Below are 26,561 nucleotides of genomic sequence, written 5' to 3' on the forward strand. Positions count from 1 at the left end.
CCGCTGACCAGCACGCAACCATCCAGTTGCCCGACATTCAGCGCCATCAAGGCTTGCCAGCATGCATTCGGTGCTGGCCACGGATTGATTGTTGCGGGGTGTTGCGACGGCTTGACCCAGTCGGGCAGGGCGGCGGCCAGCGAAAGGCTTAATGCGGGGGGAAGTTCGTCGAGCCAGGCACAGGGAATCTGCTGGCGCTGCAAACTGTGCAGGCTGTCCAGAGCGCCAGGTGTGACTTCGGCATGTTCGGCGCAATGGTCGCCGTGCTGGCGCGTGCGGGCGCCGAAGTCCACCAGGCAACCGCTGAGGCCAAACAGGACGGCGGTCAGGCTGGGGGCGGCGAGGGGCAAGGTTTCGGCGTGCGGCATGTCAACATCCCTGAAATAGCGTCAAGGCTATGCGCCGCCGGTGACAGTTGAGTGACATGGATGTGAATCGCTCACAGTCATGGCGAATCATCCGTAGGCCATCACGCACGATGCTGCCTAAAGCGGCTTTTCCGTCTTATACTCACCAGCTTAATGTTCGGGCCAAGACGCCCGCGCCAGTACAAACCAAGGAGTTTTTCTATGCGCTGGAGCAATCATCTAGCTCAGTTTTGTGTGTGCGCCAGTGTGTTGCTGGCTCCGTTCGCTGCCCAGGCAGCCACGGAAGAGGACCCTTGGGAAAGCATCAACCGTCCGATCTACAAGTTCAACGATGTGCTCGACACCTATGCGCTGAAGCCTCTGGCGCAGGGCTATCAGTTCGTGACCCCGCAATTTCTCGAAGACGGCATCCACAACATGTTCCGCAACGTCGGTGATGTCACCAACCTTGCCAACAACATCTTGCAGGCCAAACCGGCAGCTGCCGGCGTCGACACCGCACGCCTGATCTTCAACACCACCTTCGGCCTGCTGGGCTTCTTCGATGTGGGCACCAAGATGGGCCTCAATCGCAGCGACGAAGACTTCGGTCAGACGTTGGGCTACTGGGGTGTAGGAAGCGGCCCGTACGTGATGCTGCCGTTGCTGGGCCCAAGCACTCTGCGTGATGCACCCGCCAAATTTGTCGACGGCTACACCGGCCCGTACCCGTACATCCACGACGTACCGGTGCGTAACTCGATCTTCGCCCTGAACGTCGTCGACACCCGCGCCAGTCTGCTGTCGGCCGAGAAGCTGATCAGCGGCGACAAGTACACCTTCATCCGCAATGCGTACTTGCAGAACCGCGAGTTCAAAGTCAAAGACGGTCAGGTCGAAGACGATTTTTGATCTAGACCGGTAAAAACGAAGAAGGCGGCCTGTTGGCCGCCTTTTTTGGTTTTGGATCCGGGTTATTTCATTTTCAAGATTGTAAGGCCGAGTTTCTGACTGGCGCCGTCCTGTTCTTTAACCCGGACCACTTCAGTGTCGGCTTCGAGCCCTTTGAGTGCCGCATGATCGGAGTCGATCCGCACGCTGAGCCGGTCGCCGACCTTGAACCGACGCGGTGCCTCAACCTGCATGCCACTGCTGGAAAGGTCGATGCAGACGGCTGCAACTTCGTCCCCTTCATGAATCAGCGCGACATCAGCATCGACTCGCATGCGGATGAAATCACGCTTTTCGCTGTAGTCCCGTTCGGTTTGGCTCATGGGCTTCATCCTTCCATTGGGTTACGGTTTTATCAGTTCTTATAACTCTCGGTGATTTGACAAGTAAAGACGTCAAGCGACCATCGGCGTGAGCTTGAAACGCCCCGCGGATGGGAGTACCGTCTGCGCCTTAGAAGGGCACCTCTGGTGTGCCTGTCAGTAGGGTCGATGCCCGAAAGCGGTGCAACAGAGAGGCTAGAAAGCGAATCCAGTAGTGTGTGCGGGGTCAATTGCCCAGCCTGCTACGCCAACCTAATTCTGGCGCCGTTTGCCCACATGCCAAAAACCAGTGCCACGCTGCTGATAATCGATGATGACGAAGTAGTGCGCGCGAGCCTCGCCGCCTATTTGGAAGACAGTGGTTTCAGCGTCTTGCAGGCCAGCAATGGCCAGCAGGGTCTTCAGGTATTCGAGCAAGACAAGCCCGGCTTGGTCATCTGCGATCTGCGCATGCCGCAGATGGGCGGACTCGAACTCATTCGCCAGGTCACCGAGCGGTCACCGCAAACCCCTGTGATTGTGGTTTCGGGTGCCGGCGTGATGAACGACGCAGTCGAGGCCTTGCGCCTGGGCGCGGCGGATTACCTGATCAAGCCTCTCGAAGATCTGGCCGTGCTCGAGCACTCTGTGCGCCGGGCCCTGGATCGCGCGCGTCTGCTGCTGGAAAACCAGCGCTACCGTGAGAAGCTGGAAAAGGCCAACCGCGAGCTTGAAGCCAGCCTGAACCTGCTCCAGGAAGACCAGAATGCCGGTCGCCAGGTGCAGATGAACATGCTGCCGGTCAGCCCCTGGACCATTGACGAATTCAAGTTTGCACACCAGATCATCCCGTCTTTGTATCTGTCGGGTGATTTTGTCGACTACTTTCGGGTCGACGAGCGTCGGGTAGCGTTCTACCTGGCGGACGTTTCCGGTCATGGCGCTTCTTCAGCCTTCGTTACGGTGCTGCTGAAATTCATGACCACGCGCTTGCTGTTCGAATCCAAGCGCAACGGCACATTGCCGGAATTCAAGCCTTCAGAGGTCCTTGGTCATATCAACCGGGGCCTGATCAGTTGTAAGCTGGGTAAACACGTCACAATGGTCGGTGGAGTCATCGACGAGGAGACAGGTTTGTTGACCTATAGCATCGGTGGTCATTTGCCGTTGCCTGTGTTGTACACGCCAGACAGTGTTCGATATCTGGAAGGGCGTGGTCTGCCGGTAGGCCTCTTCAATGAAGCTACCTACGAAGATCACGTGCTGGAGCTGCCGCCGACCTTCAGCCTGACGCTGATGTCCGATGGCATTCTGGACCTTTTGCCAGAACCTACACTCAAAGAAAAAGAAGCGGCTTTGCCCCAGCGGGTCAAAGCAGCGGGCGGCACCCTGGATGGGCTGCGGCAGGTTTTTGGATTGGCCACGCTAGGGGAGATGCCGGATGATATCGCCCTGTTGGTGTTGAGCAGGAATCTTTAATGAGTACCGGTAGAATCCAGTTCGCCGAGCAGGACGGCACCTTCGTCCTGAAGTTCGTCGGTGAAGTTCGCCTGACCCTGTGTTCGGCGTTGGATGCGACTATTGAGCGGATCTTCACGGCGTTGAACTTCAACGCGATCGTGATCGACCTGACCGAAACCCGCAGCATCGACAGCACCACCCTTGGCCTGTTGGCCAAACTGTCGATCCTGTCGCGGCAGAAAGTCGGCCTGCTGCCGACCGTCGTCACCACCCACGAAGACATCACACGTCTGTTGCAGTCCATGGGCTTCGAGCAGGTGTTCAACATCGTTGACCGCCCGATCCCGTGCCCTGAGTGCCTGACCGACTTGCCTGACCAGGACCAGTCGGAAGAAGTGGTGCGGATCAAAGTGCTGGAAGCGCACAAGATCCTCATGGGGCTGAATGATTCGAATCGTGAAGCGTTTCATGATCTGGTGAATGCGTTGGAGCGTCACTGATCCTTTGAAAAGGTAGGAAGCCTGTACTGGCCTCATCGCCAGCAAGCCGGCTCCTACAAAATCATCATCTGTGTAGGAGCCAGCTTGCTGGCGATGGCGGCCTGAAATCCCCCAAATTCCCAGGCACAAAACCCGCACCAAACAAACGCACACAAAAAAGGGCGAACCCATCTAGGTTCGCCCTTTTTGCATTGCACTGAACTAGATCACAGCTTGGCCTGCAACAGCGCCTCAAGCTTCTCCTGGTCCCGGGCAAACTGACGAATCCCTTCCGCCAGTTTCTCGGTCGCCATCGCATCTTCGTTGGACAACCAACGGAACTGCGCTTCATTCAGGCTCAAGCGCGCTTCACCGGTATGACCTGGCGCCAATTTACGCTCCAGCTTGCCAGTGTCCGCCGCCAGTTTGTCGATCAAGTCCGGGCTGATGGTCAGACGGTCGCAACCGGCCAGTTGCTCGATCTGATTCAGGTTACGGAAGCTCGCGCCCATGACCACGGTCTTGTAGTCATTGGCCTTGTAGTAGTTGTAGATACGCGTCACCGACTGCACGCCCGGATCATCCGCGCCGGTGTAGTCGTTGCCGTTGGCCTTCTTGTACCAGTCGTAGATACGGCCCACGAACGGCGAAATCAGGAACACACCCGCATCGGCACACGCCGCCGCCTGGGCGAACGAGAACAGCAATGTCAGGTTGGTCTGGATGCCTTCTTTTTCCAGGATTTCGGCAGCGCGGATACCTTCCCAGGTGGAAGCGATCTTGATCAGCACGCGGTCGCGGCCGATGCCGGCCTTTTCATACAGCTCGATCAGACGGTGCGCACGCTTCAATACGGCGTCAGTGTCGAACGAGAGGCGCGCGTCCACTTCAGTGGAAATACGGCCAGGAATCACTTTCAGGATCTCTTGCCCTACCGCGACGCCAAAACGGTCGCTGGCCAGGCCCACATCGCCCTTGCAGTCGCTGACGCAAGCGTTCAACAACTCGGCATAGCCTGGAATGGCCGCGGCTTTGAGCAACAGGGAAGGGTTGGTGGTAGCGTCCACCGGTTTAACGCGAGCGATCGCTTCGAAGTCGCCGGTGTCGGCAACCACGGTGGTCATCTGTTTGAGTTGTTCCAGCTTGGAAGTCATGGGCGTGCTCTGTCCTATGGGTCTAATGACATTACCCGAGCGCTGACAGCCACTCAAGGGCACATGTACGTATCGAAGGCCCCGGCGGCAACATCTGGAAAACGGATGTTTGAAAGGCGGGGCGCGGTGTCCGTAAATACGATGCCAAATCCGGGCGCAGGTTCAACGCGGTTGACCGTTAACGCCCTTCAAGCAGCTCCGCCGCCTGATCCAGCAACGCCAGAGGCTCCTTGGCCTTATGAATATCCACCGACAACAACTGCCGAAACTTGCGCGCCCCCGGAAACCCGGTGCCCAGCCCCAGCACATGACGGGTGATGTGGTGCATCGAACCGCCTGCATCAATATGCGCCGCGATATAAGGCCGCAACTGCGCCAGCGCTTGCGCCCGAGTGATCACCGGTGCCGTGCTGCCGAACAGTTGCTGATCGACCTCAGCCATCACATAAGGATTGTGATACGCCTCACGACCGAGCATCACGCCGTCGAAGGTCTGCAAATGCTCGTGACAGGCCTCCAGCGTCTTGATCCCGCCGTTGAGAATAATCTCCAGCTCCGGAAAATCCTTCTTCAACTGCGCCGCCACGTCATAACGCAGGGGCGGAATATCGCGGTTCTCCTTCGGCGACAACCCCTCCAGAATCGCGATCCGCGCATGCACCGTAAAACTCGTGCACCCGGCATCGCGCACCGTGCCGACGAAATCACACAGCTCTTCGTAACTGTCCCGCCCGTTAATCCCGATCCGGTGCTTCACCGTCACCGGAATCGACACCGCATCGCGCATCGCCTTCACACAATCAGCCACCAACTGCGGATGCCCCATCAGCACCGCGCCGATCATGTTGTTCTGCACCCGATCACTCGGGCAGCCGACGTTCAGGTTCACCTCGTCGTAACCGTGCTCCTGCGCCATGCGCGCGCAGGCGGCCAGGTCCAGCGGAACGCTGCCACCGAGTTGCAGGGCGAGAGGGTGCTCGGCTTCGTTGTGACGCAGAAAACGCTCGTGATCGCCATTGAGCAGCGCGCCGGTGGTGACCATTTCGGTGTAGAGCAGGGCGTTCTTGGAGAGCAGGCGCAGGAAAAACCGGCAATGCCTGTCAGTCCAGTCCATCATGGGCGCAACGCTGAAGCGTCTAGATAGCGCAGGGCTTGAGTTTGCTGTGCTGGAGTGGGTGTTCTGGACCATTTTGCTCTACGTGTTTTCAGCGTGTTTTAGGGCGTTTTCGGGCGTTTTTTGAATGTCGGTGGTACGATGTACCACTTCAAAACTGACGCGTACCACTTTTGATATGGCGACTATCAGGGCAAGAAAACTGGCGGATGGGACCGTGAGCTACACGGCTCAGATCCGCATCAAGCGCGACGGAGTGCAAGTCTACCAAGAGAGTCAGACCTTCGCCCGGAAACAGGCTGCTCAAGCCTGGGTGCGGCGACGTGAGGCAGAGCTGGATCAGCCAGGTGCGATTGAGCGAGCGAACCGAAAAGGTGTCACCCTCCAGGACATGATTAAACAGTATCTGGATGAAATGGAGAAAGTCCGGCCGCTGGGTAAAACAAAGGAAGCAACTCTAAATGCCATCGCAGCGACAGAGTTCGGTCAGACCATTGATTCCGACATAAACAGCCAGCGGTTGGTGGACTTTGCGCTCTGGCGAATGAGTAAGGAGGGCGGCGGTGTCCAGCCGCAGACCGCCGGCAATGATTTGGCGCACCTTGGGGCTGTTCTGTCGATTGCTCGACCAGCATGGGGATATGAGGTAGATACCCACTCGATGGGAGACGCTCGTAAAGTGCTTAGAAAGCTAGGCTACAACATGAAGAGCCGTGAGCGTAATCGACGGCCGACATTGAGTGAGTTAGATAAATTGCTTGAGCATTTTGCCGGCATCCTTCAGCGCCGACCTAGCTCTATCAACATGCTCAAAGTGGCTGGATTCGCGTTGTTCTCGACGCGTCGGCAGGATGAGATCTGCCGTATTCTTTGGTCCGATGTCGATGAGGCTGGACAGCGCGTGTTGGTGCGGGATATGAAGAACCCGGGGCAGAAGATCGGTAACGATGTTTGGTGTTACATTCCGGATGAGGCATGGCGAATCATGAACACTATGCCGAAGTCCTGCGCCGAGATTTTTCCTTATAATTCCGCAACTATTTCCTCGAACTGGGCTAAAGCCTGTAAGTTCCTTGAAATTGAGGATCTTCACTTTCACGATTTGCGTCACGACGGAGTTAGTCGCTTGTTCGAAATGGACTGGGATATTCCGCGTGTTGCAAGTGTTTCTGGTCATCGCGATTGGAATTCGTTAAGACGATACACGCATTTGCGTGGTAGGGGTGATATCTACAACGGCTGGAAGTGGCTCTTTAAAATTATCGCGGCCCCTGTGGTGTTGGGTGCGCGATCTGAAAATAAAAGGGAAATCCAATGAAGTGGCTTGTGTTTAGTGATCTTAAGCTGCGTTGGCTTATATACACGGTATTATTTGGGATGGCCCCAATATTTCTGCGTTTATTAGTCAGCTTGCTGATTGTTGGTGAGAAGGAAGTGCCGTACTTTAGTGCGCCTGATTTTATCGCGTTTGGGATTGTGTTGCAGGTGTCTATTTTCAATGAAATTAGATATCACAATCTTTCTGATGCTGATTGGAAGCATAGGATGATGGGTGTATCAGCACTTTTTATGCTTTTTTATTCTGCGTTATATGTAATGCTTTTAATGTCGGAGGTCTTTTCCGGCGTTAATGTGAATGCTGTATTGTACTCTGCAATTGTATCTTCAACAATATCGTTTTTGCTTTGTCTTTGTCTCTATGATAGAATGTCAAAGTCCTCCGAAGCAGAAGTGTAGGAGTTTAATGTATGACTGCAGCGATTTACATTTTTACAGTTGCCATTGCAATTGTCGGTATTTCTTTTGCTGTTTGGACGTTTGCCGATACCAGAAAGAAATACTACGATGATTTTTTGAAAAGGAAGTCAGAGCGTGAAAAGCTTCATTTACCTTGATCGCTTTAAAATGTACTCCCTTTCTTCGCAACTGATGGAAGGCGTTACTGATTATATTCTTGAAGAAACTCGCGACTCCGTTGCAGATGAAACGACGCAAAAAGGTCCCGTTGCTAGCGGAAGAATTATCGCGGAGATAATTGAAAAAACGTCAGCCAGTTTTGAGAAAAAATTTCTACATGATTATGCCTATTCGGTGTTTGAGAATCGGCTTGTAGAGTTATCTAAGTTAGTGCAAATTGATTCGTCCTTTTCAAGGTCGGATGTATACGGTAGCTTGCAGCATAACCAAATCGCGAGAGTCAAGGGTAAAGCGAAGTTTGTCGATTTTCTCGAAATGGTAAAGACTTTGCGTTCAATGAACTCCATTCGTCAATCATTAGGTGTGGTTACAACTAATGGGGAGAGGGAGGAGTTGGTTGAGAAAATTGCTGGTCTGAGTTCTAGCAGGAAGTCGGAAATTATTTCTTGTCAAAATCAGCTAAAAGCGTTATCTGATGTTAAGACTTTCTCCCAAACTGCGAATGAAATGTTCTATCAAAAGCATTTGGGAGATGTCCTTGAGCTATCATTTGGCGATACGCTAGAGTTAGCGATGGATTTCGCGGATTTTCGAGTTTCAGCCGATCTCAATAGAGATAATTTGCGAGAATCTGAACGTTCGATTGTAAAAAAATATTCAAGATTTACGGAGGTCGAGTTTGTGTTGCTTGGTGTAGTAACTCAGATGGGGGAATTTGCCTCCGATCGCGAATCTGAGGAGATTACTGAGGAACACACGCTGCGAGAGGCTATTAATATAAACACTGCTGCCTTAGCTGCCCTTGAAAACTCGTTCAAAGGGCGGTCAAATGATGAGATTATTATTGATCCTATTGCGGTGTATGTTGAACTATGATGTTCGTTTCTTGAAGTTGAATGGAGAGGTGCCTCTGGGGCACCTCTTTTTTTATTTGTTAAGCTGTTTGAGTTCTTTTAACGCGCTGTCCCTCTGATGATCAAGATAAATTGACAAGTCAGTAATGTGGACACCCTTTGCGCTTTTCTGACTTGGCTCCAGGCGAGTGATCGGAATTTTAATCTGGCCTGCCAATACCTTGCGCTGGAACATTTCGGTGGTCAGGTGTGTGAAGTAGTCCTTGCATACCTGCTCTAGTGGGATGATTGCCCGGCCATTGTATTGGGCCATCAGGATGAAGGCTGTGTTCATGGATTGATCTCCTGGCCGTCGGTGTTCTTGGTTCTGAACTGGTCCGCCAAATGCCAGGGCGTCCAATAACCATCCTCCATGGGTACCGCAAGTGGTTGGCTGGGGCCGTTCCAGCGGAGTCCATAACGTGGCAACCCTTGTCCCTCGGGTGGACGGGGCGGCATACCTGGCGTCAGACCTCTCAGCGCGGTAATCTCGGCTTGCAGTCGAGTGAAGTGGGCGCGGTCGATCAACTCGGTTCCGACGGGTACTGCGTCAATGGCATCCTGATGGATCAACATCGTTTCCGGAAAAGCACTTTCCGTTTCCGCTACGACCGCCAAAACCTCTGGTGTATCGATGGCAGATACCTTGCCACTCACCCGCGCTTCGATCATCGTCCACACACGTTCGTATTCCGGCCAATCCGCCTCAACAACGACGGACTCGACACGAGCGTCTTCGAGAAAGCTGTTGTTCAAGGCTTCAAGCTGCTTTGCCTTAACGAAGGCATCAGAGTCGAGTTTTGAAATTTTGAACACGACGTAGCGCTCTTCGCGCTGAAATTCATTGTTCATACTCGGCCCTGCGCAAGAGAATGATCGAACGAAACCTTGAAGCCAGCGGCATTGCGATGACCTCCGCCACCGTACTGTTTGGCAATTTCGGATACGTCCATGCCGGCGTCTGTGCTGCGCAGGCTAAAGTTTCGGCCATCAGGTGTATCGAAGTAAGTGCCGGCGAAGAGTTCGCCTTCAGCCATAAGAGCCCCGGCATCGCTCGCAAACATGTATGGAAGGTTCGCGACAGGCACATCGTGCCCCCCGATTAGCATGCGGCGTTTGGTGGTGCGCACCAGGTCAGCCACAGTCTTTTGGTGCTGGCGATTGATGGCCACACCATCGAGGCGTATCCAGTTGATCTCGTCGGCGAAGAGACGGTCCCAGATCGTGAATTCATGCGGGTAGCTAAAAAGGTCCGCCATGATCTCGCGGGTGCCTTCGAGCTTAAAAAGCCACAGGTCCCGATCCTCAATGTGGTTGATCAGTGGCGGCCGTGGTTGTGCAGGGAAAAAGAAGTCCCAGGTCAGGCCGGCGCCTGATCGTTTCATGTCGAAAAGCGCATGAAGTTTCCCAGTGCTATTTTTTTGGTGTAGCTCGTAGTGCAGTTCTGCTGGTGGTACACCGACCAGGTCAGCCATGGCTGTCTTGTGGTGATCGATCACGAGTATCGACGCGGCTTTCTCTGTCAGTGCTACGAGCACGTCGTATTGGTAGGAGAAGTCGACAATGATGACGTTCTTGCCCGTGACGTCAGGAGCCGGATCACCGTAGTGCGCGGAATGGAATTCCACATCTGGCCCTAGCGCTTTACGAACAACCCAGGCAGCCCCGAAGCCATCAGCGCAGTTTGCGTGATAGATGCAAAGAGTGGCGGTAGCTTGGTTTTTCATGCGGCATTCTCCAGTACTACCGGCTTCAGAAGGGTTGCCAAGGCGAGCGCTTGATCGCGGAGTGCAACGGTGTCTCGTTCGAGTTTTTTGCCAGTGCGAAATGCGCTGAATGTCTCGGCGGCGATTCGCAGTTGTTCAGCGATGGCCAGTAGGGTCTGCCGTTCTGGCTCTCCCAATTTCGAAGTGGCCAGCGCGTATTCGTAGTTGGAGCTCAGTTGCTTGTTGGTGGCGTTGGCCTGATCGACTGATCGCTGCAGATCCTGGATAGTCTCTGAGTTTTCTGAATGCTGAATGGCCTTGCCTTCGTCAACGCCTTCAATTCGGCCATCGATCAGGCCGTTGCGATAACCCGTCCAATAGGTAAGGCCAACAAGTGCGATCAGAGCGATCAGCGCGCAAATTTGAATTGTGGTCATGTGCTGTGAACCTCGGTAGAGCCCACCGCCGGGATTTTTGGTGAGAGGACGGCGGCGGGTGTTGCGATGGTGGTTAGCCCAGGTTGAAGCTGCCGATGGTCAGCTTCGAGCCGCCGCCGACTTCCTGTTGAACGACATCTTTGAACTCTTGGGCGAGGTCTTCGCGTAGTTGTTCTTCGCCAATCCAGCGTAGGACCAGCAGGGGTTTGTCACCGCCGGTGAGGACTGCCACGCGGAGGCGGATGATCTGGACCTTCAGCCCTTCGTAAGGCTCGACGGTGAACAGGAATTCAGCCGGCAGGCCTTCCGAGGATTTGGCTTCGATCTGGTCCATCGCCGAGCGGGATGCGCTCAGGTCGCCGACGACGTGTTCGCTCTTGCGTGCTTGCTCGATGCTGATGGAGCGGATCGCGCTCGCGGCTTTGCGCAGGTCGATGTGACTATCATCGGCAGCAAGGGCTTGGAGGTTCGACGCCCAATCTTCAATCCAGTCGCTCAGGTCTTTCTGCGCGAATTTGATGGCGGCAGCACGCTCCAGCGCCCGGAAGGCTGCGGTCTTTCTCAGGTTGAGGGTGGCTGTGAAGTCACCGTGCCCTGGTGCCTTGGTGTCGCCCAGGTTGAAAATCACGGTGCACGACATTGCTTCTGCATCAACAAAGCCCGAAGCAACGACATCGGCGCTTTGCTCCATCACGTAGTTACCGAAATCCAGCAGTGAGTGGGTGGTGAGCGCGCCACGGAAGCGGCTGCGTACAGCTTGGAACTTCTCGATGCTGTGGATCTTCTGGTCCGATGGCAGTACCAGTGTCGGGGTAAAAGTGTTGAGCTGCTTGGCGTAGGCCAGAACGGCGGTTTCTTGAATCAACTGAATTGCTTTGGCTTCCATTGGATCGATTTCCTTTTGGTGAGAGGTATGGAGCGGGTTGGTTTAGGACTTGGCGTGAATCGGTGCGTCGTCGCGGTTGAACAGCTGGCCTGCGCGAGGTGCTTCGGCGAACAGCGTTAAGCGCCCGCCCTCGTTGACGTGCATCGGCGTGTCGAGCGTGGTGTCTTCGCTGCGGCTACCGCGTTTCGTTGGCACCTTGTAGGCGAGCTTGTGGTTGACGGTGACCTGGTGGCTGTCGGCGATCTGCTTCAGGGTGAAGGTCAGCGTGACTGAGCCGACCTTGCCGTTATCGACAACACCCGATGCCACTTCGGAAAGTGCGTGACCGATCTGGTTTGCGAATACGCCTGCGTTGAGTTCGCCGATGAATTCGGCTGTGTCCGTAGGTTTCATGTGCTGTGCCTCATTGAGTGCGGGTTGTTTGCCCCTGGTCGGCAGGGGCTACCGTTGAATCAGGCCGCTGCCTTCGTCGCTTGGGCGTCGAGGTAGTCAGCCAGGTTGTGCAGGTACACCACCGGCTTTGCTCGGGCCGAGCAGTGCAGGCGCGTTACGACCAGGGCGATGCGGCCGGCTTTGATCTCGGCCAGCAGGTAGCGGTCGGTGCGGATGTGTGCGAAGTACTGTTCACGTACTGCCGACAAGGTCGGGCAAGGCGTGGCGAACTGTTTGCGTAGTTGATCGAGGGTGTCGCTCACGCGGCGTCCTCCCCGAACCCCTCCGATGGGGGCAGCAACTTGAGGCGGATCAATTCGGCGAGGCTTTCTTTGCTTTTGCCTATGCCCGCGGCGCAGATGTTGCCGGCTGAGTCAGCGACTACGGCGCCGAAGGGATATTCGGGCGAGTTGGTCGGGGTTACGTAGGCGGTCTGGCCTTCGTGGATCACGTTGTTGACGGAGCGGAACACTTCGGCCAGTTCGGTGCTGAGTGCTGGCATGCTCTCCAGCAGTTGGACCGCTTCGGTCGAGGCGCCCAAGATCGTGGCTCGACTGATCACTCCCGGACAGGTCAGGTAGATCGGGATCAGCTTCAGGGCGCCGAGCGCTTGGGTGTAGGCGTTGAGTTGATTGGTTTTCATGCGGCGGCGTCCTTTTTGGTGATGGTGATTCCCAGCTTCTTGGCCAACCAATCCACGCCGTCTTCCTTCACCATCACCACGGAGTAGTGGCGGCATTTGTTGAGCGAGGGGATCAAGGTGCTGCGTGGGTCCGAGTACAGGTGCCCACGGTCTCGGTACTGGCTGGCAAGGTCACCACTGCTATTCAAAATGCCCAGTTCCCGCAGCCTTGTGCGGAAGGCGCGGGGCTTGAGGCCGAGCACTGCGGCCGTTTCGTCCAGGGTGCGGTTCATGGCGCTGTCCTCAGGCGGCAACTGCGCGGGCGCGCAGAATTGCCACAATGGAATCGAGGTTTCGGAAAAGCTCTTCCTCTGTTCCGTAGTTCGCCAACATCAAGTCCTGCTCCAGGCACCGGATGCCGTCTTCGCTGACATGAGCGTTAACCTCTGGTGCTGATGGGCGATACAGGTGAATCACGACCCCGCCGCGGTTGCGGACGAACTGTGCTTCGTTCTCAAACCGCAGGTCGCTGATTACGAAGCCCGTGGCGGTTTCATGGATTTCGCCCAGGAATTCGAGGTTCTGTTCGGCGAGTAGCAGCCACAACTCTGGATGCACCAGGTTGCGGCCCCACTCAGTCCCAAGCGATTGCATCAGTTCGCGAGGGGAACGGCCGAGCCATTCAATCGACTTTTCTTTTTGCGCGCCGTCGAAGTCGCAAGGGCACAGGTTGAACATGGTCATCAGTCCTTCGCGCAGCGGGTCTGCGAACGCGTAGGACTGGAACCCGTAGTCGTTTTCCAGGTGATTGGCTGCGGTGGTTTTGCCCGTGCGGGCGCGGCCGGCAAGGCCGATCAGAAGTTGACTCATGCTGCGTCACCTCCCCATGGGGAAGTTTGGTTGGTGTCGATAAGCTGAACGGTGCGCGGCTTGGTACGCGTGTTAGTGATCACCAGCAGTCCGGTGGATTGCTGGACTGCGATCACTGCTGCGCGGCTGGTAGCGGCTGCTGGGTGTAAGAAGACCGGGCAGCGTGTGTTGCTGTGCTGTGTGGTTTGCATGGCTCGTACTCTTTGGTGAGAGGTAGATACGAGTGCAAAATTAGTATCACTGATTTAATAAGTCAACAGTAACACTTATAAAATCAGCGAAATAAAAGTAGTGGTCGAAAAAAAAGCCCCGCATGGGGCCTTTTAATTGAGGTGATTCAGAGCATTACCGAGTACCAAAACACCTTCCCAATTACGCGAATGTGCTGTTGTACATAGTCACCCTCATAGCGCTCATCTGGATGCTCTTCGGTGTTGTAGCTTCGCAGGCGCAACCCGGAGCCAGGTAGGCGATAGAGAAGCTTCACACGGAGCTGGCCGTCGTGATCAATCGCGTACATCTTCCCGTCTTGAATAGTCGTGTTTGCAGTGTCCACGCCCACCGTACAGCCGTCAGGGAGGACAGGCTCCATGCTGTTGCCAGTGACTGGAACGCACCCTGCCGATGCTGGATCAATGTTTTTCTTTTTAAGTGATCGTTTGCCGAAGCGCATTTTTCGGCCATTCGTCTCAAGCATTACCTCGGATCCTTTCCCCGCGGACAGTTCCACTTCCTTGAAAAATGGCAGCTCGACTTCATCAGGTCCGAGCGGAGTTTCATCGTCCCAAACCTCAATTGGGTGCATTTCCCAATCGGTTCGAAGGTTTTCCACAGGTCGTATGCGAGGCAATTCTGCTAACCCAGCCAGGCGGGGGCTCACCTCGTCGAGCGTAAAACCCAATACCTTCGCAAATTTGATGAGCGCTCCAATGTTGAGTGGGATTCGGCCGTTCAAGTACTGGCTGACGACGCTTTGTCCAGACCACTCGCAGAGATCGGCGATTTTATCCTGGGTAAGACTCGGGTCTTTCCGTTTTCGATCCTGATAAATAGCCTTTAAGCGCATGGCTTCGGCTTTTCTGGTCTCGTCATCGGCAACAAGGGGGATTGAAGTAATCATGCTTCCCAATTTATAAGGAAGGCTTATTTTTTCAAAACAGTTGTGCGTCTTTTTTGCTTGCTGTTTAAAAGAAGTAACACTAATATCCATACCGCAACGCCCATTCGAGGAAACGTGGATGGCTAACGAAATAGGTATCCCTCTGGAAGATTTCGCGGAGGGGAAGACTCAACCAGAGCTGGCTTTACTCATCGGGGTATCGCAAAGCGCTGTGTCTCAAATGCTCAACTCGGCTCGGGATATTCGAGTCCGAGTTGACGAGAAAGGGGCGTGTTCGGCGGTAGAGATTCGACCAATCGGATCGCGCCGTAAGCCCAAAGCTGCTTAAAAGGTGCCGAGCTGGGGCCTCTCACCAAAGAATCCCCCAGCCCAGCTACGACGACACACAGCACATGCACATCGGTCGTGGTCATAGGATAGGGTTTGCCCCGACCTATGGCTACACCGTAAATAGGGGATTTACGGTTATGAGTCGCACAGATCTTTTGCCGGACGCTGGTCCGGTCCTACCACTACGCCAGGCGATCTATCGCGCTGGTCGGGACTACAAGGGCGGAATCACCGCCCTTGCCTTTGACATGGTGTTGGAGAACGACACCCTTCAAAAGAAACTCAAGCTCGACGAAGAGCGCCGCTGGCTGAACCCTGATGAGCTGGAAGAGCTGATCAGGCTGACTGGCGATGCTCGCTTGCTTGATGCGCTGATGCGTCCGGCGGGCGCGGTCTGGTATCGCCCAGTACCGGTGCCGGCCACGCGTGACGCCTTGAAGGCCGTTGGCAAGTTGCTCGGTGAGACCGGTGAGTTCGTCGCCGCTATGCACGATGGCGCTGCCGACAATGTCTGGGAGCTGCACGAAGTCCTCGACCTTGAAAAGCAGGGCATGGACGTTATCCGCGAAGTCCTCGGCATCATGGCTGGTGCCCGCCAAGCGATGGAGGATCGTGTCAATGGATGACATCGATCGCGCCAATGATCAGGCGCAATACCTGCTCGACGTTGCCCTCCAGCGCAGCCGTCGTGTGCCAACTAGTCGCGTCAGCGCGCAATTTTGCGAAGACTGCGATGACCCTATCCCGTTGCTTCGACAGCAGACGATTGAAGGTTGCGAGACCTGCGTCCACTGCCAGGGGTTGCGGGAGGTTCGGCGATGAGCGATGACAAAATCCCGCTTCAGTTGTGTGATCTGCCAAACCTTCTGCAATACATTTCGCCGGACTTACGGGAGACGTGGGTCGAGGTTGGCATGGGGCTGAAGGCCGAGTTCGGTCAGGACGGCTACGGGCCTTGGAACATCTGGAGTCAAAGCAGCAAAAGCTACGATGGGAAAGCGGCCCTGTCCGTTTGGAAGTCCTTCAAAAAGGGCGGTACCGGCATGGGGACGGTGATCAAGCTGGCCCACCATGCTGGGTGGCGTCCTGAAAAAACTGAGATGACCGCCGAGGAAAAGAAACGGTTCGCGGCGGAAGCCGAGGCCCGCCGCAAACAGCGACAGGCCGAGGTTGAGGCTGATGAATCGCTACTCGAGGAGATGCGATCGTTGGTAGCGGAAAGCTGTCAGCGAATTTGGAGCGAGCATTGCCGGTCAGATGGTCAGAGCCCTTATCTCGAACGAAAACAAGTCGGTGCCTTCGGTATTGGCTTTTTCAGTACCACAGTGATTCTGTCCATCGATGATCATAACAAGCGGTGCCAGGTTTGGTCCGGCAGCAACGCCATGCAGTTTTTCAATAACCTGCCTAAGCCCCGTCCGGCGTCACTGAGTTTCCTGATGTTCAAGCCGGGCAGCATTGCGATCCCGCTGCGTGATCTGTCCGGCAAGCTTTGGAGTCTGCAATCGATCAATGGGCAGGGTACCAAGCTGTTTCCGAAATATGGCCGAAAGTCAGGCTGCTTTCATGTGTTGGGCGTCGTCGACTCGCCGGTTGTGGTTGCGGCGGCCGAGGGCTACGCGACAGCTGCCAGCGTGCACATGGCGAGCGGCTGGCCTGTCGCGATGGCTGTCGACTCAGGCAACCTGGTGAATGTCGTCAGGTCCATCCGTTCGCTTCATCCGGAGGCAGCAATTGTTGTCGCCGGTGACGATGATCCTGACGCCCCTGGTAATCCCGGTCGGACAAAAGCAGAAGCTGCTGCCCTTGAGGTTGGCGGCTTTGCTGCGTTTCCTATTATTGGGGAGGCTGCCTGATGGCCAAGGATTGGAATGATTTGCACATCGAGCAAGGCCTTGATGTTGTCCGTGTACAGCTCGACGCCGCGGCATTGTTGGCCGCGCCGGCCCAACTGAACGATCTTCCCCATACCCCATCTTTGGAAGAGCCCGCCGAAAACGGCGCTCTTACTCCAGAGGGGGGCGGGGGGAATCCGTGGACGGCTGAACGGATCTTCACTCGATTTGCCCTGGTTGAGGGTAAAACGGCGATTTTCGACACTTTCAAGCGAGTGATCATCAAGAAATCTGCCTTCGAAATGCTGGTGACCAAGCCGCTTGCGAAAGACTGGCTGGAGTTGTCGGTGAAGAAGGTCATTGCCGACGACATGGCCGAACGCCTGGCCAACAAAGCGAAGGCCGAGGCCAAGTTCAAACAAGTCAGTGGCAATGGCATGGCGCCGGTTGAGCGTTACGTTTACATCGATGGCACGAAGGACTCTTGGGACATTCAGAAGCGGCGCCGGATTCCTGAAGGCGCGTTGAAGATGTCGTTGGGTGATGCGTACGGGATGTGGTTGAACAGCCCGGATCGGCGCACGGTGGACATGGAGCACATCGTCTTCGATCCGTGCATGACGAAAGACCCTGAGGTGTACATCAATACCTTTGAGGGGTTGCCCCTAGTGCCCGACAGTGACCTGGAGAAATGCCGTGCGCTGAAGTCGCTTATTCCGTTTTTGTGTAACGGCGACAAGGCTGCAGCTGACTGGCTGACGAAATGGTTGGCATATCCGCTACAAAACGTCGGCGCCAAGATGGATACCGCTGTGCTCCTCCATTCAACAATGGAAGGTAGCGGCAAAAGCCTTCTGTTCAGCGACATTATGGGTCAGATCTACGGTGACTGCGGTGCTACGGTCGGTCAGGCTCAACTTGAGTCGAACTGGACCGTCTGGCAGTCGAACAAGCTGTACGGTGTGTTCGAAGAGGTTGTGAGTCGGGACCAGCGCTATAACCAGGTTGGCAAGATCAAGCATATGGTCACCGGCAAAACGGTGCGCATGGAGTCAAAGTTCGTGAACGGCTGGGAGGAAGCCAACCACATGAACGCTGTGTTCCTTTCGAACGAGATCATGCCGTGGCCTATTGGCGAGAACGACCGACGTATGTTGGTGGTGTGGCCGAAGGGCACGCTGCCTGCCAATGCGCAAAAGAAGGTCGCGCACGAACTGGCCAATGGTGGAGTAGAGGCGCTGTACGACTACTTGCTCAGCTATCCGCTGGGTGACTTTGACGAGCGTACGAGACCGCCCAACACCGATGCCCGTCAGCGGCTGGTAGAGCTGAGCATGGCCAGCTGGCAAACGTTTCTCCGAGAATGGCGTCATGGCTTGCTCGGAGCGCCTTTCGACATCTGTGTGAGCAGCGATCTTTACGCGCTCTTCCTGGAGTGGTGCCACCGGAACAAAGAGCATTCATTGAGCCATACGAAGTTCAGCGGGTTCATTTCGACTGAGGTAGATAAGGTGCAACGCGTGCCTTGGATGGAAGGGGCTCGGCGCGCATTTGGGACTTTCTTCTTTCCTTGGTCTGGCATTGATCCGGCTCCTTCCCCGGCCCCATCCATGAGCGCTGGCGCGCTCGGAACGGCAGTGGCCAAGTGGAGAGATCAGGCTCGGTCTGGCGGATGGAGTGTGGATAGTTGGGATCACGTGAAGTTTGCTGACAAGGGGAGTGCGGCGGCATGACGACTCATTGTGTGTCGGGTGTGTTTCCTCTGTTTCAGGCTGATATCGACAACCTGACACAGCCACAGCCCTTGCTATTAAAGGCTTTGCAGAGGTCCGTGTCAGGTGTGTCAGGTTTAACGCGTGCGCAGGCATACGCACGTCAACAGCAGCTGATCTTAAAACACGACTCTTTTTGTTTTTATATGCGTGAAGAATTACCCAACACACCTAACTCACCTGACACAGTTGTTTTAAAGCATTGTTTTATAAGGTTTTTAGGTGTGTCAGGTTTGTGTCGGGTTGTTGTTTATTTGTGTCGGGTTCGGTTTGTTCGGGGGAGCGAGTGATGATTAGGGAAATGGAAGTGCTTTTAATCCACTGGGGGGATCAGTGCCGGAAAAACGGGGAGAGCGGCGGCATGGGCAGCCCGATGGCCACGATCATGGAGTGGGGCGGTTGCGCACCTCGCGGCACGCCCGGGTCGCGGATCATCCTCGGCGCTGGAGCTGGCCCTGATGCTGTTGCTCAGGAGATTGGCGCAGCTTTGTCAGAGATCGCTCGGCAGGATGAGCGGGGCGAGCGGTTACAGCGATTGGCGGCTTTGCGTTATGGCGATGACCCCGCGCCGACCTGGCTGATGCAGATGCATCTGTTGGGATTTGAGTCCAAGGCGAAGCAGACCTACTACGACCAGGTGCACGGTCTTCACGAACGGCTGCTGACGGTGATCACTGAGCGTGCTGATGCTCGCAAGTGGCTTGCCACTGGTCGGGGCGGAATGCCTCAAAGTCTCCTCAAAGTTGCGTCAAAGTTGCGTCAAGTTGGATAACCGAAAATGCTCCCTTTTCGGTTTCGTACTGAGGGGGTAAAAAGTCCCCACGATATGGAATTTGCGCCTCGGCGCTGACCTCGCACGTGCTGTGCAGCTTCACCCGGCCCTCCCTGAGCCGGTCACCTAACCCCGCTTCGGCGGGGTTTTTATTTTCGGCCCGATGGGTGTCTGCAATGGAGAATCAGCATGAGCGAGCCGGCAACTATTGTCGTCGCCGGTGGTGTGGGACTGGCTGCTACTGGCCTGCTGGCGGGCGTGGATATGCTCGCAGTGATTGGCGCGCTAGCTGGCTCGCTGGTGTTCTTCACCACGACTGAGGAATTGCCTGTATGGAAGCGAGTGCTTTTCCTGCTCGTGTCTTTCGTGATGGGTTACATGTTCGCCCCTGGCATGGCCGAGGTTGAGATGTTCGGCACCAGGCCATTCAAGTACACCGGGCCTGCGGCGTTCGGTGCTTCGGTAGTGGTTGTCACCGTTGCGCTGGCCGTTATCAAGCGGCGCGGCCTCATTGCTGAACAGCAAGGGCGGCAGGATGGATAGTCAACTATTGCAACAGGTGCTGACGCAGGCGACGTTCTGGTTGTGCATCGCGTTGTTCGTTCGGCTGTTTACGTTCAAGCGGCACGGCGCTCGGTTCCGGCGGAACATGAGTTGCCTTGCTTGGCTGGTGATGGTCGCGGCTGGGTCTGCGGTGGTGTACATCGGCAAGGGCCAGTTGGTGATGCCTCATAACTCTTGGCCGTTGGTGGTTCTGTTGGCGGTGTTCGTTGGGTCCGTCTGCAAAAGCTCGGGCAACCTTGCGCGTGTTTGGAAGATGGGTTGATGGGTGCCGAGCCGAGGGTTTACGACAGCCGCTGGGAGAAGGCGCGCGGCGCTTACTTGTTGAAGCATCCGCTGTGCGTGATGTGTCAGCAGCAAGGGTTGATCGCCGCTTCCCGGGTGGTGGACCACAAGATCCGGCACGGGTTGAAGGACGCAATTAAATCTGGAAACAAGGCTGCCATTGCTCGGGCTCAGAAGTTGTTCTGGGATCAGGGCAACTGGCAGGCACTCTGCAAGGTTCATCACGACTCGACGAAGCAGCGCGTTGAGAAGCGCGGGCACGAGATCGGATGCAGTGAGCAGGGGATACCGTTGGATCCGGGCCACCACTGGGCTCAGGGCTGAGGCCATAGCGGCATGTCACTGCCCCTAGGGGGGTGGGTAAAAAGTCTGCACCTTTTTGCTCGCTGACCCCTCGCCATGGTCTTTACACAAAAGCGGGAAAAATGGGGGGGTACCCCTTCGGAAAGTTAAGTGTGCGTACGTGAAATCTGAGGTTTGAAATGGCCGGGAACGAGAACTCCGGGCGACCAGCCCTGCCGGCCGTCGTCCATTTAATCAATGGCAACCGTAGCAAGAAGAACCGCAGCGACCTATTGCGCGAGCAAAGCCAGCCGGTAATGCCGGTCGAGGCGCCGCCGATGCCCGACTGGCTCGACGAAGATGCCCGGCGCGAATGGGAGAGGGTGGTTCCTGACCTGGTAACGCTCGGGCTCATCTCCAAGATGGATATGCAGGTTATGGCTCAGTACTGCGAAGCCGTGTCGGACTACCGACGGTGGACCCTGAAGATTCAGGAACTCAACGAGAGCCTGTCCAGCTCAACCAAGGGTGACGTGCAGACCTACCGCACCGGTGCTCAGGATCTTTCGATCTGGCGAAAGCTGCGTAACGATGCTGAGCGCCGCGCCAATGACGCCGGTGGCAAGTTCGGATTCTCGCCTATGGCCCGCCGATCACTGAAGCCCGCGGCGCCTCAGGGAGAGTTGTTCCCCAATGAACAAAAACGAATCGTCGACACTTACTTCTGATCGCACAGCCGCCTTCGCGAACGATGTGCTGGCCGGCCGGATCATCGCCGGCCCCGACGTGCGCAACGCCTGCCAGCGGCACCTCAACGATTTGAGGCTCGGCCCATCGCGTGGGTTGCGTTGGGATTTGCCCGCTGCGCAGCGGGCCATCGGATATTACGAAAACGTGCTGTGCCTCAACGGTGGTGAGTACGAAGGGCTGCCGTTCATCTTGAACCCTTGGCAAGCCTTTGTGATCGGCTCGCTGTACGGCTGGAAAGCGGCCGATGGATACCGCCGGTTCCGAACTGCCTACGTGGAAACCGGCAAGGGGTCGGGTAAATCGCCATTGGCTGCGGGTATCGGCCTGTTGGGTATGACCTCCGACGGAGAGGCTCGGGCTGAGGTCTATGCCGCCGCGACGAAAAAAGACCAGGCCATGATCCTTTTCCGCGACGCCGTGGCAATGGTCGATCAGTCGCAGCTGTTGGCTGAGCGGATTGAACAGTCGGGTCGTGGGGAAAAAGTCTGGAACCTTGCACACCCCGCATCGGGTAGTTTCTTTCGCCCGATCAGTGCGGACGATGGCCAGTCAGGGCCGCGACCGCACATAGCCTTGCTTGACGAGATCCACGAACACAAAACTCGTACGGTCGTTGACATGATGCGAGCCGGCACAAAAAGCCGGCGCCAAGCCATGATCGTGATGATCACCAACAGCGGACACGACCGTACGACCATCTGTTACGAGTACCACGAATACGGCATCGCGCTGTGTAAGGGTGATAAGCAGGACGACAGTTTCTTTGCCTTCATCTGCTCACTCGATCCGGGTGATGACCCGATCAAGGACGAGGGTTGCTGGTACAAGTCGAATCCAAGCCTCGCGTTCGGCAAGCCTGGTGATGCAAACGGTGGTGTGCCAGGTCTCAAATACTTGCGCGAGCAGGTCACCGAAGCCCGCGGCATGCCCTCGAAAGAATCGAGCGTGCGACGACTCAACTTCTGTGAGTGGGTGGATGCCGCGAACCCTTGGTTGGCCGCAAACATCTGGATGGCCTGTGAAGACGATTACGATCTCGAGCAGATTCCCGAGGGCGAACCTTGTTATGGCGGCCTCGACCTGTCCGGTTCGCGAGATCTCACGGCCCTGGTGCTGTATTTCCCACGGTTGAAGTTGGCAGTCGCTGAACTGTGGACGCCCAAAGACAGCCTGCTCGACAGGGCTCGCGTCGACCGTGTGCCCTACGACGCTTGGGTTCGGGGCGGTTTCCTGCATGCGCCGCCAGGTATGGCTGTCGACTATGCGGCAGTCGCTGCTCGCGTGGGCGAGCTGGCGGTGCGATACAGCATCCAAGGCATCGCGTTCGACCCGTACCGCATTAAGTACTTCACGCCTGAACTTGAAGCTCAAGGCATTGACGTACCGTTGCTGCCGCATGGTCAGGGCTACACCGTCTCGAAAGAAACCGGGCTGTGGATGCCGCGCTCTATTGAGCTGACCGAAACACTGCTCACCGAAAAGAGCATCAAGATAAAGACCAACCCTGTGCTGCGTTGGAACGCAGCCAGCGCGGTGCTGGATGCGGACCAGAAAGACAATCGAATATTTGCCAAGCGTAGAAGCACCGGTCGAATCGATGGCGTTGTTGCGCTGGCGATGAGCATTGGTGCGGCAGATTCTCAGCCTGTTGTTTCTGGCGACCGCGACGGCTTCTACAACAATCCGATCATGGTGGGAATCTAATGGCGCGGGAAACGAAAACCGGGCGAGTTCGTGCCGCCCTCCAGCAATGGCTGGGTGTGCCGATCGGCCTGAACAACACCGCGTTCTGGCAGGAATGGATCGGTACATCCAGCAGCGGAAAGTCGGTAACCGTCGACAGTTCGCTGCGTCTGTCTACCGTCTGGGCCTGTGTCCGGCTGCTGTCTGAATCGGTATCGACCTTACCGTTGAAGCTGTACCGGCGGATGCCGGACGGGTCACGACAAGTGGCCACCGATCATCCGTTGTACCGGGTGCTCTGTCGCTCACCCAATATCGAGATGACCCCGCAGCGCTTCATGCTGATGGTCGTGGCCAGCATCTGTTTGCGTGGCAATGCCTTCATTGAAAAGAAGATGATCGGCACCCGCATTACGGCGTTGATTCCGCTGCTGCCACAGTGCATGAAGGTCGAGCGCCTGGCCAATGGGCGACTGGAATACAGCTACACCGAAAATGGTACCAAGCGTGTGATCGCCGAAAAGATGTTGGTGCACATCCGCGGCTTCGGCCTTGATGGTGTGTGCGGGATGCTGCCGATCACCACGGGGCGCGACATCATCGGCGCGGCCATGTCGGCGGAAGAAGCCGCGGCGAAGGTATTTGCAAACGGCTTGCAAGCCTCCGGCTTCCTGACGGTCGAGGGTGGCAGCGCCCAAGGTGCTGGCACGCTTACTGACAAGCAACGTGAGTTGTTGCGGGCCAGCTTGGCCGCCTTCAGCAGCTCGACCAATGCTGGCAAAACCATGGTGTTGGAAGCGGGCCTGAAGTATCAGGGCATCACGATGAATCCTGAAGCGGCTCAGATGCTGGAGACGCGATCCTTCAACGTCGAGGAAATTTGCCGTTGGTTCCAAGTGCCCCCGTTCATGGTCGGTCACATGGACAAGCAGAGCAGCTGGGCGGCGAGCACCGAATCGCAAAACCTGCATTTCCTCACCAACTGCCTGCGGCCGCTGCTGGTCAACATCGAGCAGGAAATCACCCGCTGCCTGATCGGTGATCAGGACTCCGATGAGTTCTTCGCCGAGTTCTCAGTTGAGGGCCTTCTGCGTGCAGATAGCGCGGGCCGTTCTGCGTACTACAACGGCGCGCTGACAAATGGCTGGATGAACCGCAACGAAGTTCGGCGCAAAGAAAACCTGCCGCCGATCCCGGGTGGCGAGGTCTACACCGTGCAAGGCGCCATGGTTTCGCTGGAATGGTTGGGCCAAAACGGCGGGCTATCGGCGAAGGCTGCGAAGTTCATGCAGGACCTGATGGTGGCCAACGACGCGGGCGACAAGGCCTCGATTCAACTGGCTTACAGCGAAGCGGCCAAGGCCCTTCAGGCCGGTGACCCGGACGGTACCGTCATGGCCCACGCGCTGATCTCTATCGACCGGCTGAAAAAAGCCGCCTGACACTCTCGGAGTTTTCATGACAATCAAAACGCTTCCGGCGGCACCGGCGGCCCGACCGCGCGTGGATGTTTCCTGCGACATGTTGCCCTTGGCGCTTGAGCGCTGGAACCCCGAGATCCGGGCGGCGGCAGACGAAGAGAACACCATCTCGATTTATGACCCGATCGGCTATGACTTCTGGACCGGGGAGGGGGTGACCGCCAAGCGCATCAGCGCCGCCCTACGGTCGATGAATGGCGCGGACGTGACCGTCAATATCAACTCACCTGGCGGCGACGTGTTCGAAGGGTTGGCAATCTACAACTTGCTGCGCGAGCACAAAGGCAAAGTGACCGTGAAGGTGCTGGGTCTTGCTGCATCCGCCGCATCGTTTATCGCGATGGCTGGCGATGATGTCCAGATCGCCCGTGCTGGGTTTCTGATGATCCATAACGCGTGGACGATTGTCGGTGGCAACCGCAACGACATTCGGGAAGTGGCGGACTTTCTGGAACAGATCGATATCGCCCTGGCCGACATCTACGCTGCGCGCACTGGTGACCCCACCGAAGCCATGCAGAAACTGATGGATGCTGAAACATGGATGGCGGGTTCTGTTGCGATTGAAGAGGGATTCGCCGACCAGTTACTGCCCTCCGATGCCACCAAACGTGACCCTAAGGCCGGTAGCCCGCAGCAAGTCGCGGCGCGCCGACTGGACGTCATTCTTGCAAAACAGGGAATGCCGCGCACTGAGCGCCGTTCCCTGATTCAAGACATCAAGACCGGCACGCCAGGCGCTGCCGGTCCGGGTAAGCCGAGCGCTACCGAACCACAGGCCATACCGGCCGAAGCCATTGCTGAATTAGAACGAGCCCTCGCTCAGTTCAAGGCGGCAGCCTCAATTGTTCCTGGAGCTTGATAATGACCGATACAACCGAACTGCTTAAAAGCGTATCCGCCGAACTGGCGAAGGCCAGCAGCGAGTTCAGCAAAAAGGCTGAAGACGCGCTGGCCGAGGCAAAAAAAGCCGGCAACCTCTCGGCGGAAACCAAAAACGCCGTCGACGAACTGGCCACCAAATTCAACTCGTTGTCCGAGGCTGAGAAGCAGCTCAAGGCGCAACTGGGTGAAATGGAGCAGGAGTTCGCCCGGCTGCCGGCACAGGCCTCTGGTCAGTCGCGCGAAACGCTGGGTGGCACCATCATCAAAAGCGAAGCGCTGAAGGCGTTCGCGGCAAGTGTGGAAGGCAACAAACGGCTGAGCATTCCTGTCAGCGCGGCCCTGTTGTCGGGCGATGTCCCGGCGGGTGTTGTTGAGCCACAGCGTATTCCGGGCATCGATGTCTCGCCGAAACAACGTTTGTTCATCCGTGACCTGATCGCACCCGGAAAGACGGGCTCGCCGGCCATCTTCTGGGTGCAACAAACTGGCTTTACCAACGCGGCCAAGGCTGTGGCGGAAGGAACGGCCAAGCCGTATTCGGGCATCACGTTCACCCCAAAAATCACTGGTGTGTCCACCATCGCTCACCTGTTCAAAGCGTCGAAACAGATTCTGGACGACTTCGCACAACTCGGTTCGACCATCGATATCGAAATGCGTTACGGACTGAAGTACGTCGAAGAGCAGGAAATTCTGTTCGCCGACGGTACCGGGGTTCACTTGCACGGCATCGTGCCGCAAGCCTCGGTCTACGATCCTGCGTTCGAGGTCGATCACCAGTCGGGCATCGATGACCTGCGCCTGGCCATGCTGCAATGCCAGCTGGCCCGTCTGCCTTCGAGCGGTCACGTCCTGCACTTCATGGACTGGGCAAAAATCGAGCTGACGAAAGACACGCTTGGTCGATACATCCTGGCCAACCCGTTGGGCTTGGCCGGTCCTGTGCTCTGGGGGCTGCCGGTGGTAGCGACCGAAGCAGTAGGGTTCGAAGGGAAGTTCCTCACCGGTGCCTTCCAGACCGGTGCTCAGCTCTTCGATCGCGAGGATGCGAACGTGGTGATCAGCACTGAAAACGCCGATGACTTCGAGAAGAACATGATCACGATCCGCTGTGAAGAGCGGTTGGCTCTGGTGGTCAAGCGCCCGGAAGCCTTCGTTTATGGCCCGTTCACTGCCCCTGAACCTGCGGGCGGTTGATCCTGACAAGGCCGCCTCCGGGCGGCCAACTGGAGAG

Annotated in this window: 34 protein-coding genes and 2 pseudogenes; 21 read left to right on the forward strand and 15 right to left on the reverse strand. The window is 56.4% G+C overall.

Going from position 1 to position 26,561, the window contains the following annotated elements; genetic code table 11:
* Nucleotides 1-368 (reverse strand): annotated as a pseudogene (locus KGB27_RS13465) (HAD family phosphatase); the annotation flags it as partial.
* 201 nt (nucleotides 369-569) lie between these two features.
* Between KGB27_RS13465 and KGB27_RS13470 the strand changes: the two are divergent.
* A complete protein-coding gene (locus KGB27_RS13470; RefSeq protein WP_008037696.1) occupies nucleotides 570-1,259 on the forward strand; it encodes a VacJ family lipoprotein in 690 nt (229 codons plus the stop codon).
* A gap of 62 nt (nucleotides 1,260-1,321) precedes the next feature.
* On the opposite strand, the gene KGB27_RS13475 is transcribed toward KGB27_RS13470, so the two are convergent.
* A complete protein-coding gene (locus KGB27_RS13475) occupies nucleotides 1,322-1,621 on the reverse strand; it encodes a PilZ domain-containing protein (RefSeq protein ID WP_008037695.1) in 300 nt (99 codons plus the stop codon).
* Nucleotides 1,622-1,897: 276 nt separating this feature from the next.
* On the opposite strand from KGB27_RS13475, the gene rssB reads away from it, so the two are divergent.
* Nucleotides 1,898-3,079: a two-component system response regulator RssB gene (gene rssB / locus KGB27_RS13480; RefSeq protein WP_032832382.1), complete on the forward strand. Its 1,182-nt coding sequence runs from the start codon at nucleotides 1,898-1,900 to the stop codon at nucleotides 3,077-3,079.
* Nucleotides 3,079-3,561 (forward strand): anti-sigma factor antagonist RssC, encoded by a 483-nt coding sequence (gene rssC / locus KGB27_RS13485; protein WP_007935262.1) that lies wholly within the window; start codon nucleotides 3,079-3,081, stop codon nucleotides 3,559-3,561. Before rssB ends, rssC begins: the two co-directional genes overlap by 1 nt.
* 206 nt (nucleotides 3,562-3,767) lie before the next feature.
* Here rssC and tal read toward each other — a convergent pair whose 3' ends face one another.
* Nucleotides 3,768-4,694: a transaldolase gene (gene tal, locus KGB27_RS13490; RefSeq protein WP_008028427.1), complete on the reverse strand. Its 927-nt coding sequence runs from the start codon at nucleotides 4,692-4,694 to the stop codon at nucleotides 3,768-3,770.
* A 178-nt stretch (nucleotides 4,695-4,872) separates the two neighbouring features.
* Complete coding sequence (gene dusA / locus KGB27_RS13495) at nucleotides 4,873-5,883, reverse strand: tRNA dihydrouridine(20/20a) synthase DusA (RefSeq protein ID WP_223554819.1); 1,011 nt, start codon at nucleotides 5,881-5,883, stop codon at nucleotides 4,873-4,875.
* Nucleotides 5,884-5,986: 103 nt separating this feature from the next.
* Here dusA and KGB27_RS13500 point away from each other — a divergent pair, with 103 nt between their 5' ends.
* The 4 genes from KGB27_RS13500 to KGB27_RS13515 are packed head-to-tail and all read left to right on the forward strand — an operon-like array spanning nucleotide 5,987 to nucleotide 8,601.
* Entirely contained in the window at nucleotides 5,987-7,126 is a 1,140-nt protein-coding gene (locus KGB27_RS13500) for a tyrosine-type recombinase/integrase (RefSeq protein WP_223554954.1), read from the forward strand.
* A complete protein-coding gene (locus KGB27_RS13505) occupies nucleotides 7,123-7,545 on the forward strand; it encodes a hypothetical protein (protein ID WP_223554822.1) in 423 nt (140 codons plus the stop codon). Before KGB27_RS13500 ends, KGB27_RS13505 begins: the two co-directional genes overlap by 4 nt.
* An 11-nt stretch (nucleotides 7,546-7,556) precedes the next feature.
* On the forward strand, nucleotides 7,557-7,703 hold the full coding sequence (locus KGB27_RS13510; protein WP_223554824.1) for a hypothetical protein: 147 nt from the start codon (nucleotides 7,557-7,559) through the stop codon (nucleotides 7,701-7,703).
* Nucleotides 7,681-8,601 carry a hypothetical protein gene (locus KGB27_RS13515; protein WP_223554827.1) on the forward strand — a complete coding sequence of 307 codons (921 nt, stop codon included), beginning with the start codon at nucleotides 7,681-7,683 and terminating at the stop codon, nucleotides 8,599-8,601. The genes KGB27_RS13510 and KGB27_RS13515 overlap by 23 nt, the downstream gene beginning before the upstream one ends.
* A 51-nt stretch (nucleotides 8,602-8,652) precedes the next feature.
* Here KGB27_RS13515 and KGB27_RS13520 read toward each other — a convergent pair whose 3' ends face one another.
* The 11 genes from KGB27_RS13520 to KGB27_RS13570 all read right to left on the reverse strand — a co-directional run bounded on the left by KGB27_RS13520 (nucleotide 8,653) and on the right by KGB27_RS13570 (nucleotide 14,691).
* Nucleotides 8,653-8,913 carry a pyocin activator PrtN family protein gene (locus KGB27_RS13520; protein WP_223554829.1) on the reverse strand — a complete coding sequence of 87 codons (261 nt, stop codon included), beginning with the start codon at nucleotides 8,911-8,913 and terminating at the stop codon, nucleotides 8,653-8,655.
* Nucleotides 8,910-9,470 (reverse strand): hypothetical protein, encoded by a 561-nt coding sequence (locus KGB27_RS13525; RefSeq protein WP_223554831.1) that lies wholly within the window; start codon nucleotides 9,468-9,470, stop codon nucleotides 8,910-8,912. The genes KGB27_RS13520 and KGB27_RS13525 overlap by 4 nt, the downstream gene beginning before the upstream one ends.
* On the reverse strand, nucleotides 9,467-10,345 hold the full coding sequence (locus KGB27_RS13530) for a DHHA1 domain-containing protein (RefSeq protein WP_223554833.1): 879 nt from the start codon (nucleotides 10,343-10,345) through the stop codon (nucleotides 9,467-9,469). Before KGB27_RS13530 ends, KGB27_RS13525 begins: the two co-directional genes overlap by 4 nt.
* Complete coding sequence (locus KGB27_RS13535) at nucleotides 10,342-10,761, reverse strand: hypothetical protein (RefSeq protein WP_223554836.1); 420 nt, start codon at nucleotides 10,759-10,761, stop codon at nucleotides 10,342-10,344. The genes KGB27_RS13530 and KGB27_RS13535 overlap by 4 nt, the downstream gene beginning before the upstream one ends.
* A 73-nt stretch (nucleotides 10,762-10,834) precedes the next feature.
* The gene (locus KGB27_RS13540; RefSeq protein WP_223554838.1) at nucleotides 10,835-11,647 is read right to left on the reverse strand and encodes a DUF2303 family protein; all 813 of its coding nucleotides are present in this window, start codon (nucleotides 11,645-11,647) and stop codon (nucleotides 10,835-10,837) included.
* A 42-nt stretch (nucleotides 11,648-11,689) separates the two neighbouring features.
* Entirely contained in the window at nucleotides 11,690-12,040 is a 351-nt protein-coding gene (locus KGB27_RS13545) for a hypothetical protein (RefSeq protein ID WP_223554840.1), read from the reverse strand.
* Between the two features lie 59 nt (nucleotides 12,041-12,099).
* A complete protein-coding gene (locus KGB27_RS13550; protein ID WP_223554842.1) occupies nucleotides 12,100-12,342 on the reverse strand; it encodes a pyocin activator PrtN family protein in 243 nt (80 codons plus the stop codon).
* Nucleotides 12,339-12,722, reverse strand: a complete 384-nt coding sequence (locus KGB27_RS13555) for a hypothetical protein (RefSeq protein ID WP_223554843.1) — start codon at nucleotides 12,720-12,722, stop codon at nucleotides 12,339-12,341. Before KGB27_RS13555 ends, KGB27_RS13550 begins: the two co-directional genes overlap by 4 nt.
* A complete protein-coding gene (locus KGB27_RS13560; RefSeq protein ID WP_223554845.1) occupies nucleotides 12,719-12,994 on the reverse strand; it encodes a phage antirepressor KilAC domain-containing protein in 276 nt (91 codons plus the stop codon). The genes KGB27_RS13555 and KGB27_RS13560 overlap by 4 nt, the downstream gene beginning before the upstream one ends.
* A gap of 10 nt (nucleotides 12,995-13,004) precedes the next feature.
* The gene (locus KGB27_RS13565) at nucleotides 13,005-13,571 is read right to left on the reverse strand and encodes a deoxynucleotide monophosphate kinase (RefSeq protein WP_223554848.1); all 567 of its coding nucleotides are present in this window, start codon (nucleotides 13,569-13,571) and stop codon (nucleotides 13,005-13,007) included.
* Between the two features lie 337 nt (nucleotides 13,572-13,908).
* Nucleotides 13,909-14,691 carry a helix-turn-helix transcriptional regulator gene (locus KGB27_RS13570; protein WP_223554956.1) on the reverse strand — a complete coding sequence of 261 codons (783 nt, stop codon included), beginning with the start codon at nucleotides 14,689-14,691 and terminating at the stop codon, nucleotides 13,909-13,911.
* Between the two features lie 118 nt (nucleotides 14,692-14,809).
* On the opposite strand from KGB27_RS13570, the gene KGB27_RS31570 reads away from it, so the two are divergent.
* The 14 genes and pseudogenes from KGB27_RS31570 (at nucleotide 14,810) to KGB27_RS13640 (ending at nucleotide 26,524) form a co-directional block, all read left to right on the forward strand.
* Nucleotides 14,810-15,019, forward strand: a complete 210-nt coding sequence (locus KGB27_RS31570; RefSeq protein ID WP_223554850.1) for a Cro/CI family transcriptional regulator — start codon at nucleotides 14,810-14,812, stop codon at nucleotides 15,017-15,019.
* 139 nt (nucleotides 15,020-15,158) lie between these two features.
* Nucleotides 15,159-15,647 (forward strand): phage regulatory CII family protein, encoded by a 489-nt coding sequence (locus tag KGB27_RS13580; RefSeq protein WP_223554852.1) that lies wholly within the window; start codon nucleotides 15,159-15,161, stop codon nucleotides 15,645-15,647.
* Entirely contained in the window at nucleotides 15,640-15,843 is a 204-nt protein-coding gene (locus tag KGB27_RS13585) for a TraR/DksA C4-type zinc finger protein (RefSeq protein WP_223554854.1), read from the forward strand. Before KGB27_RS13580 ends, KGB27_RS13585 begins: the two co-directional genes overlap by 8 nt.
* Nucleotides 15,840-16,877, forward strand: a complete 1,038-nt coding sequence (locus KGB27_RS13590) for a PriCT-2 domain-containing protein (protein ID WP_223554856.1) — start codon at nucleotides 15,840-15,842, stop codon at nucleotides 16,875-16,877. The genes KGB27_RS13585 and KGB27_RS13590 overlap by 4 nt, the downstream gene beginning before the upstream one ends.
* Nucleotides 16,878-16,942: 65 nt before the next feature.
* Nucleotides 16,943-18,589: pseudogene (locus KGB27_RS13595) on the forward strand (primase-helicase family protein); the annotation flags it as partial.
* Between the two features lie 328 nt (nucleotides 18,590-18,917).
* Nucleotides 18,918-19,400: a hypothetical protein gene (locus tag KGB27_RS13600; protein WP_223554859.1), complete on the forward strand. Its 483-nt coding sequence runs from the start codon at nucleotides 18,918-18,920 to the stop codon at nucleotides 19,398-19,400.
* Nucleotides 19,401-19,589: 189 nt separating this feature from the next.
* Nucleotides 19,590-19,943, forward strand: coding sequence for a putative holin (locus KGB27_RS13605; RefSeq protein WP_223554861.1), 354 nt, complete (start codon nucleotides 19,590-19,592; stop codon nucleotides 19,941-19,943).
* A complete protein-coding gene (locus KGB27_RS13610) occupies nucleotides 19,936-20,226 on the forward strand; it encodes a phage holin family protein (protein ID WP_223554862.1) in 291 nt (96 codons plus the stop codon). The genes KGB27_RS13605 and KGB27_RS13610 overlap by 8 nt, the downstream gene beginning before the upstream one ends.
* Nucleotides 20,226-20,570, forward strand: a complete 345-nt coding sequence (locus KGB27_RS13615; RefSeq protein ID WP_223554864.1) for an HNH endonuclease — start codon at nucleotides 20,226-20,228, stop codon at nucleotides 20,568-20,570. Before KGB27_RS13610 ends, KGB27_RS13615 begins: the two co-directional genes overlap by 1 nt.
* A 158-nt stretch (nucleotides 20,571-20,728) precedes the next feature.
* Entirely contained in the window at nucleotides 20,729-21,256 is a 528-nt protein-coding gene (locus KGB27_RS13620) for a phage terminase small subunit P27 family (RefSeq protein ID WP_223554866.1), read from the forward strand.
* Nucleotides 21,222-22,982 (forward strand): terminase large subunit, encoded by a 1,761-nt coding sequence (locus tag KGB27_RS13625; protein WP_223554868.1) that lies wholly within the window; start codon nucleotides 21,222-21,224, stop codon nucleotides 22,980-22,982. Before KGB27_RS13620 ends, KGB27_RS13625 begins: the two co-directional genes overlap by 35 nt.
* On the forward strand, nucleotides 22,982-24,403 hold the full coding sequence (locus tag KGB27_RS13630) for a phage portal protein (RefSeq protein WP_223554870.1): 1,422 nt from the start codon (nucleotides 22,982-22,984) through the stop codon (nucleotides 24,401-24,403). The genes KGB27_RS13625 and KGB27_RS13630 overlap by 1 nt, the downstream gene beginning before the upstream one ends.
* A 16-nt stretch (nucleotides 24,404-24,419) precedes the next feature.
* Nucleotides 24,420-25,304: a head maturation protease, ClpP-related gene (locus tag KGB27_RS13635; RefSeq protein WP_223554873.1), complete on the forward strand. Its 885-nt coding sequence runs from the start codon at nucleotides 24,420-24,422 to the stop codon at nucleotides 25,302-25,304.
* Between the two features lie 2 nt (nucleotides 25,305-25,306).
* Nucleotides 25,307-26,524 carry a phage major capsid protein gene (locus KGB27_RS13640; protein WP_223554875.1) on the forward strand — a complete coding sequence of 406 codons (1,218 nt, stop codon included), beginning with the start codon at nucleotides 25,307-25,309 and terminating at the stop codon, nucleotides 26,522-26,524.
* The last annotated feature ends 37 nt before the right edge of the window (nucleotides 26,525-26,561 follow it).

The organism is Pseudomonas sp. BF-R-01 (assembly GCF_019946615.1).
GTDB lineage: Bacteria > Pseudomonadota > Gammaproteobacteria > Pseudomonadales > Pseudomonadaceae > Aquipseudomonas > Aquipseudomonas migulae.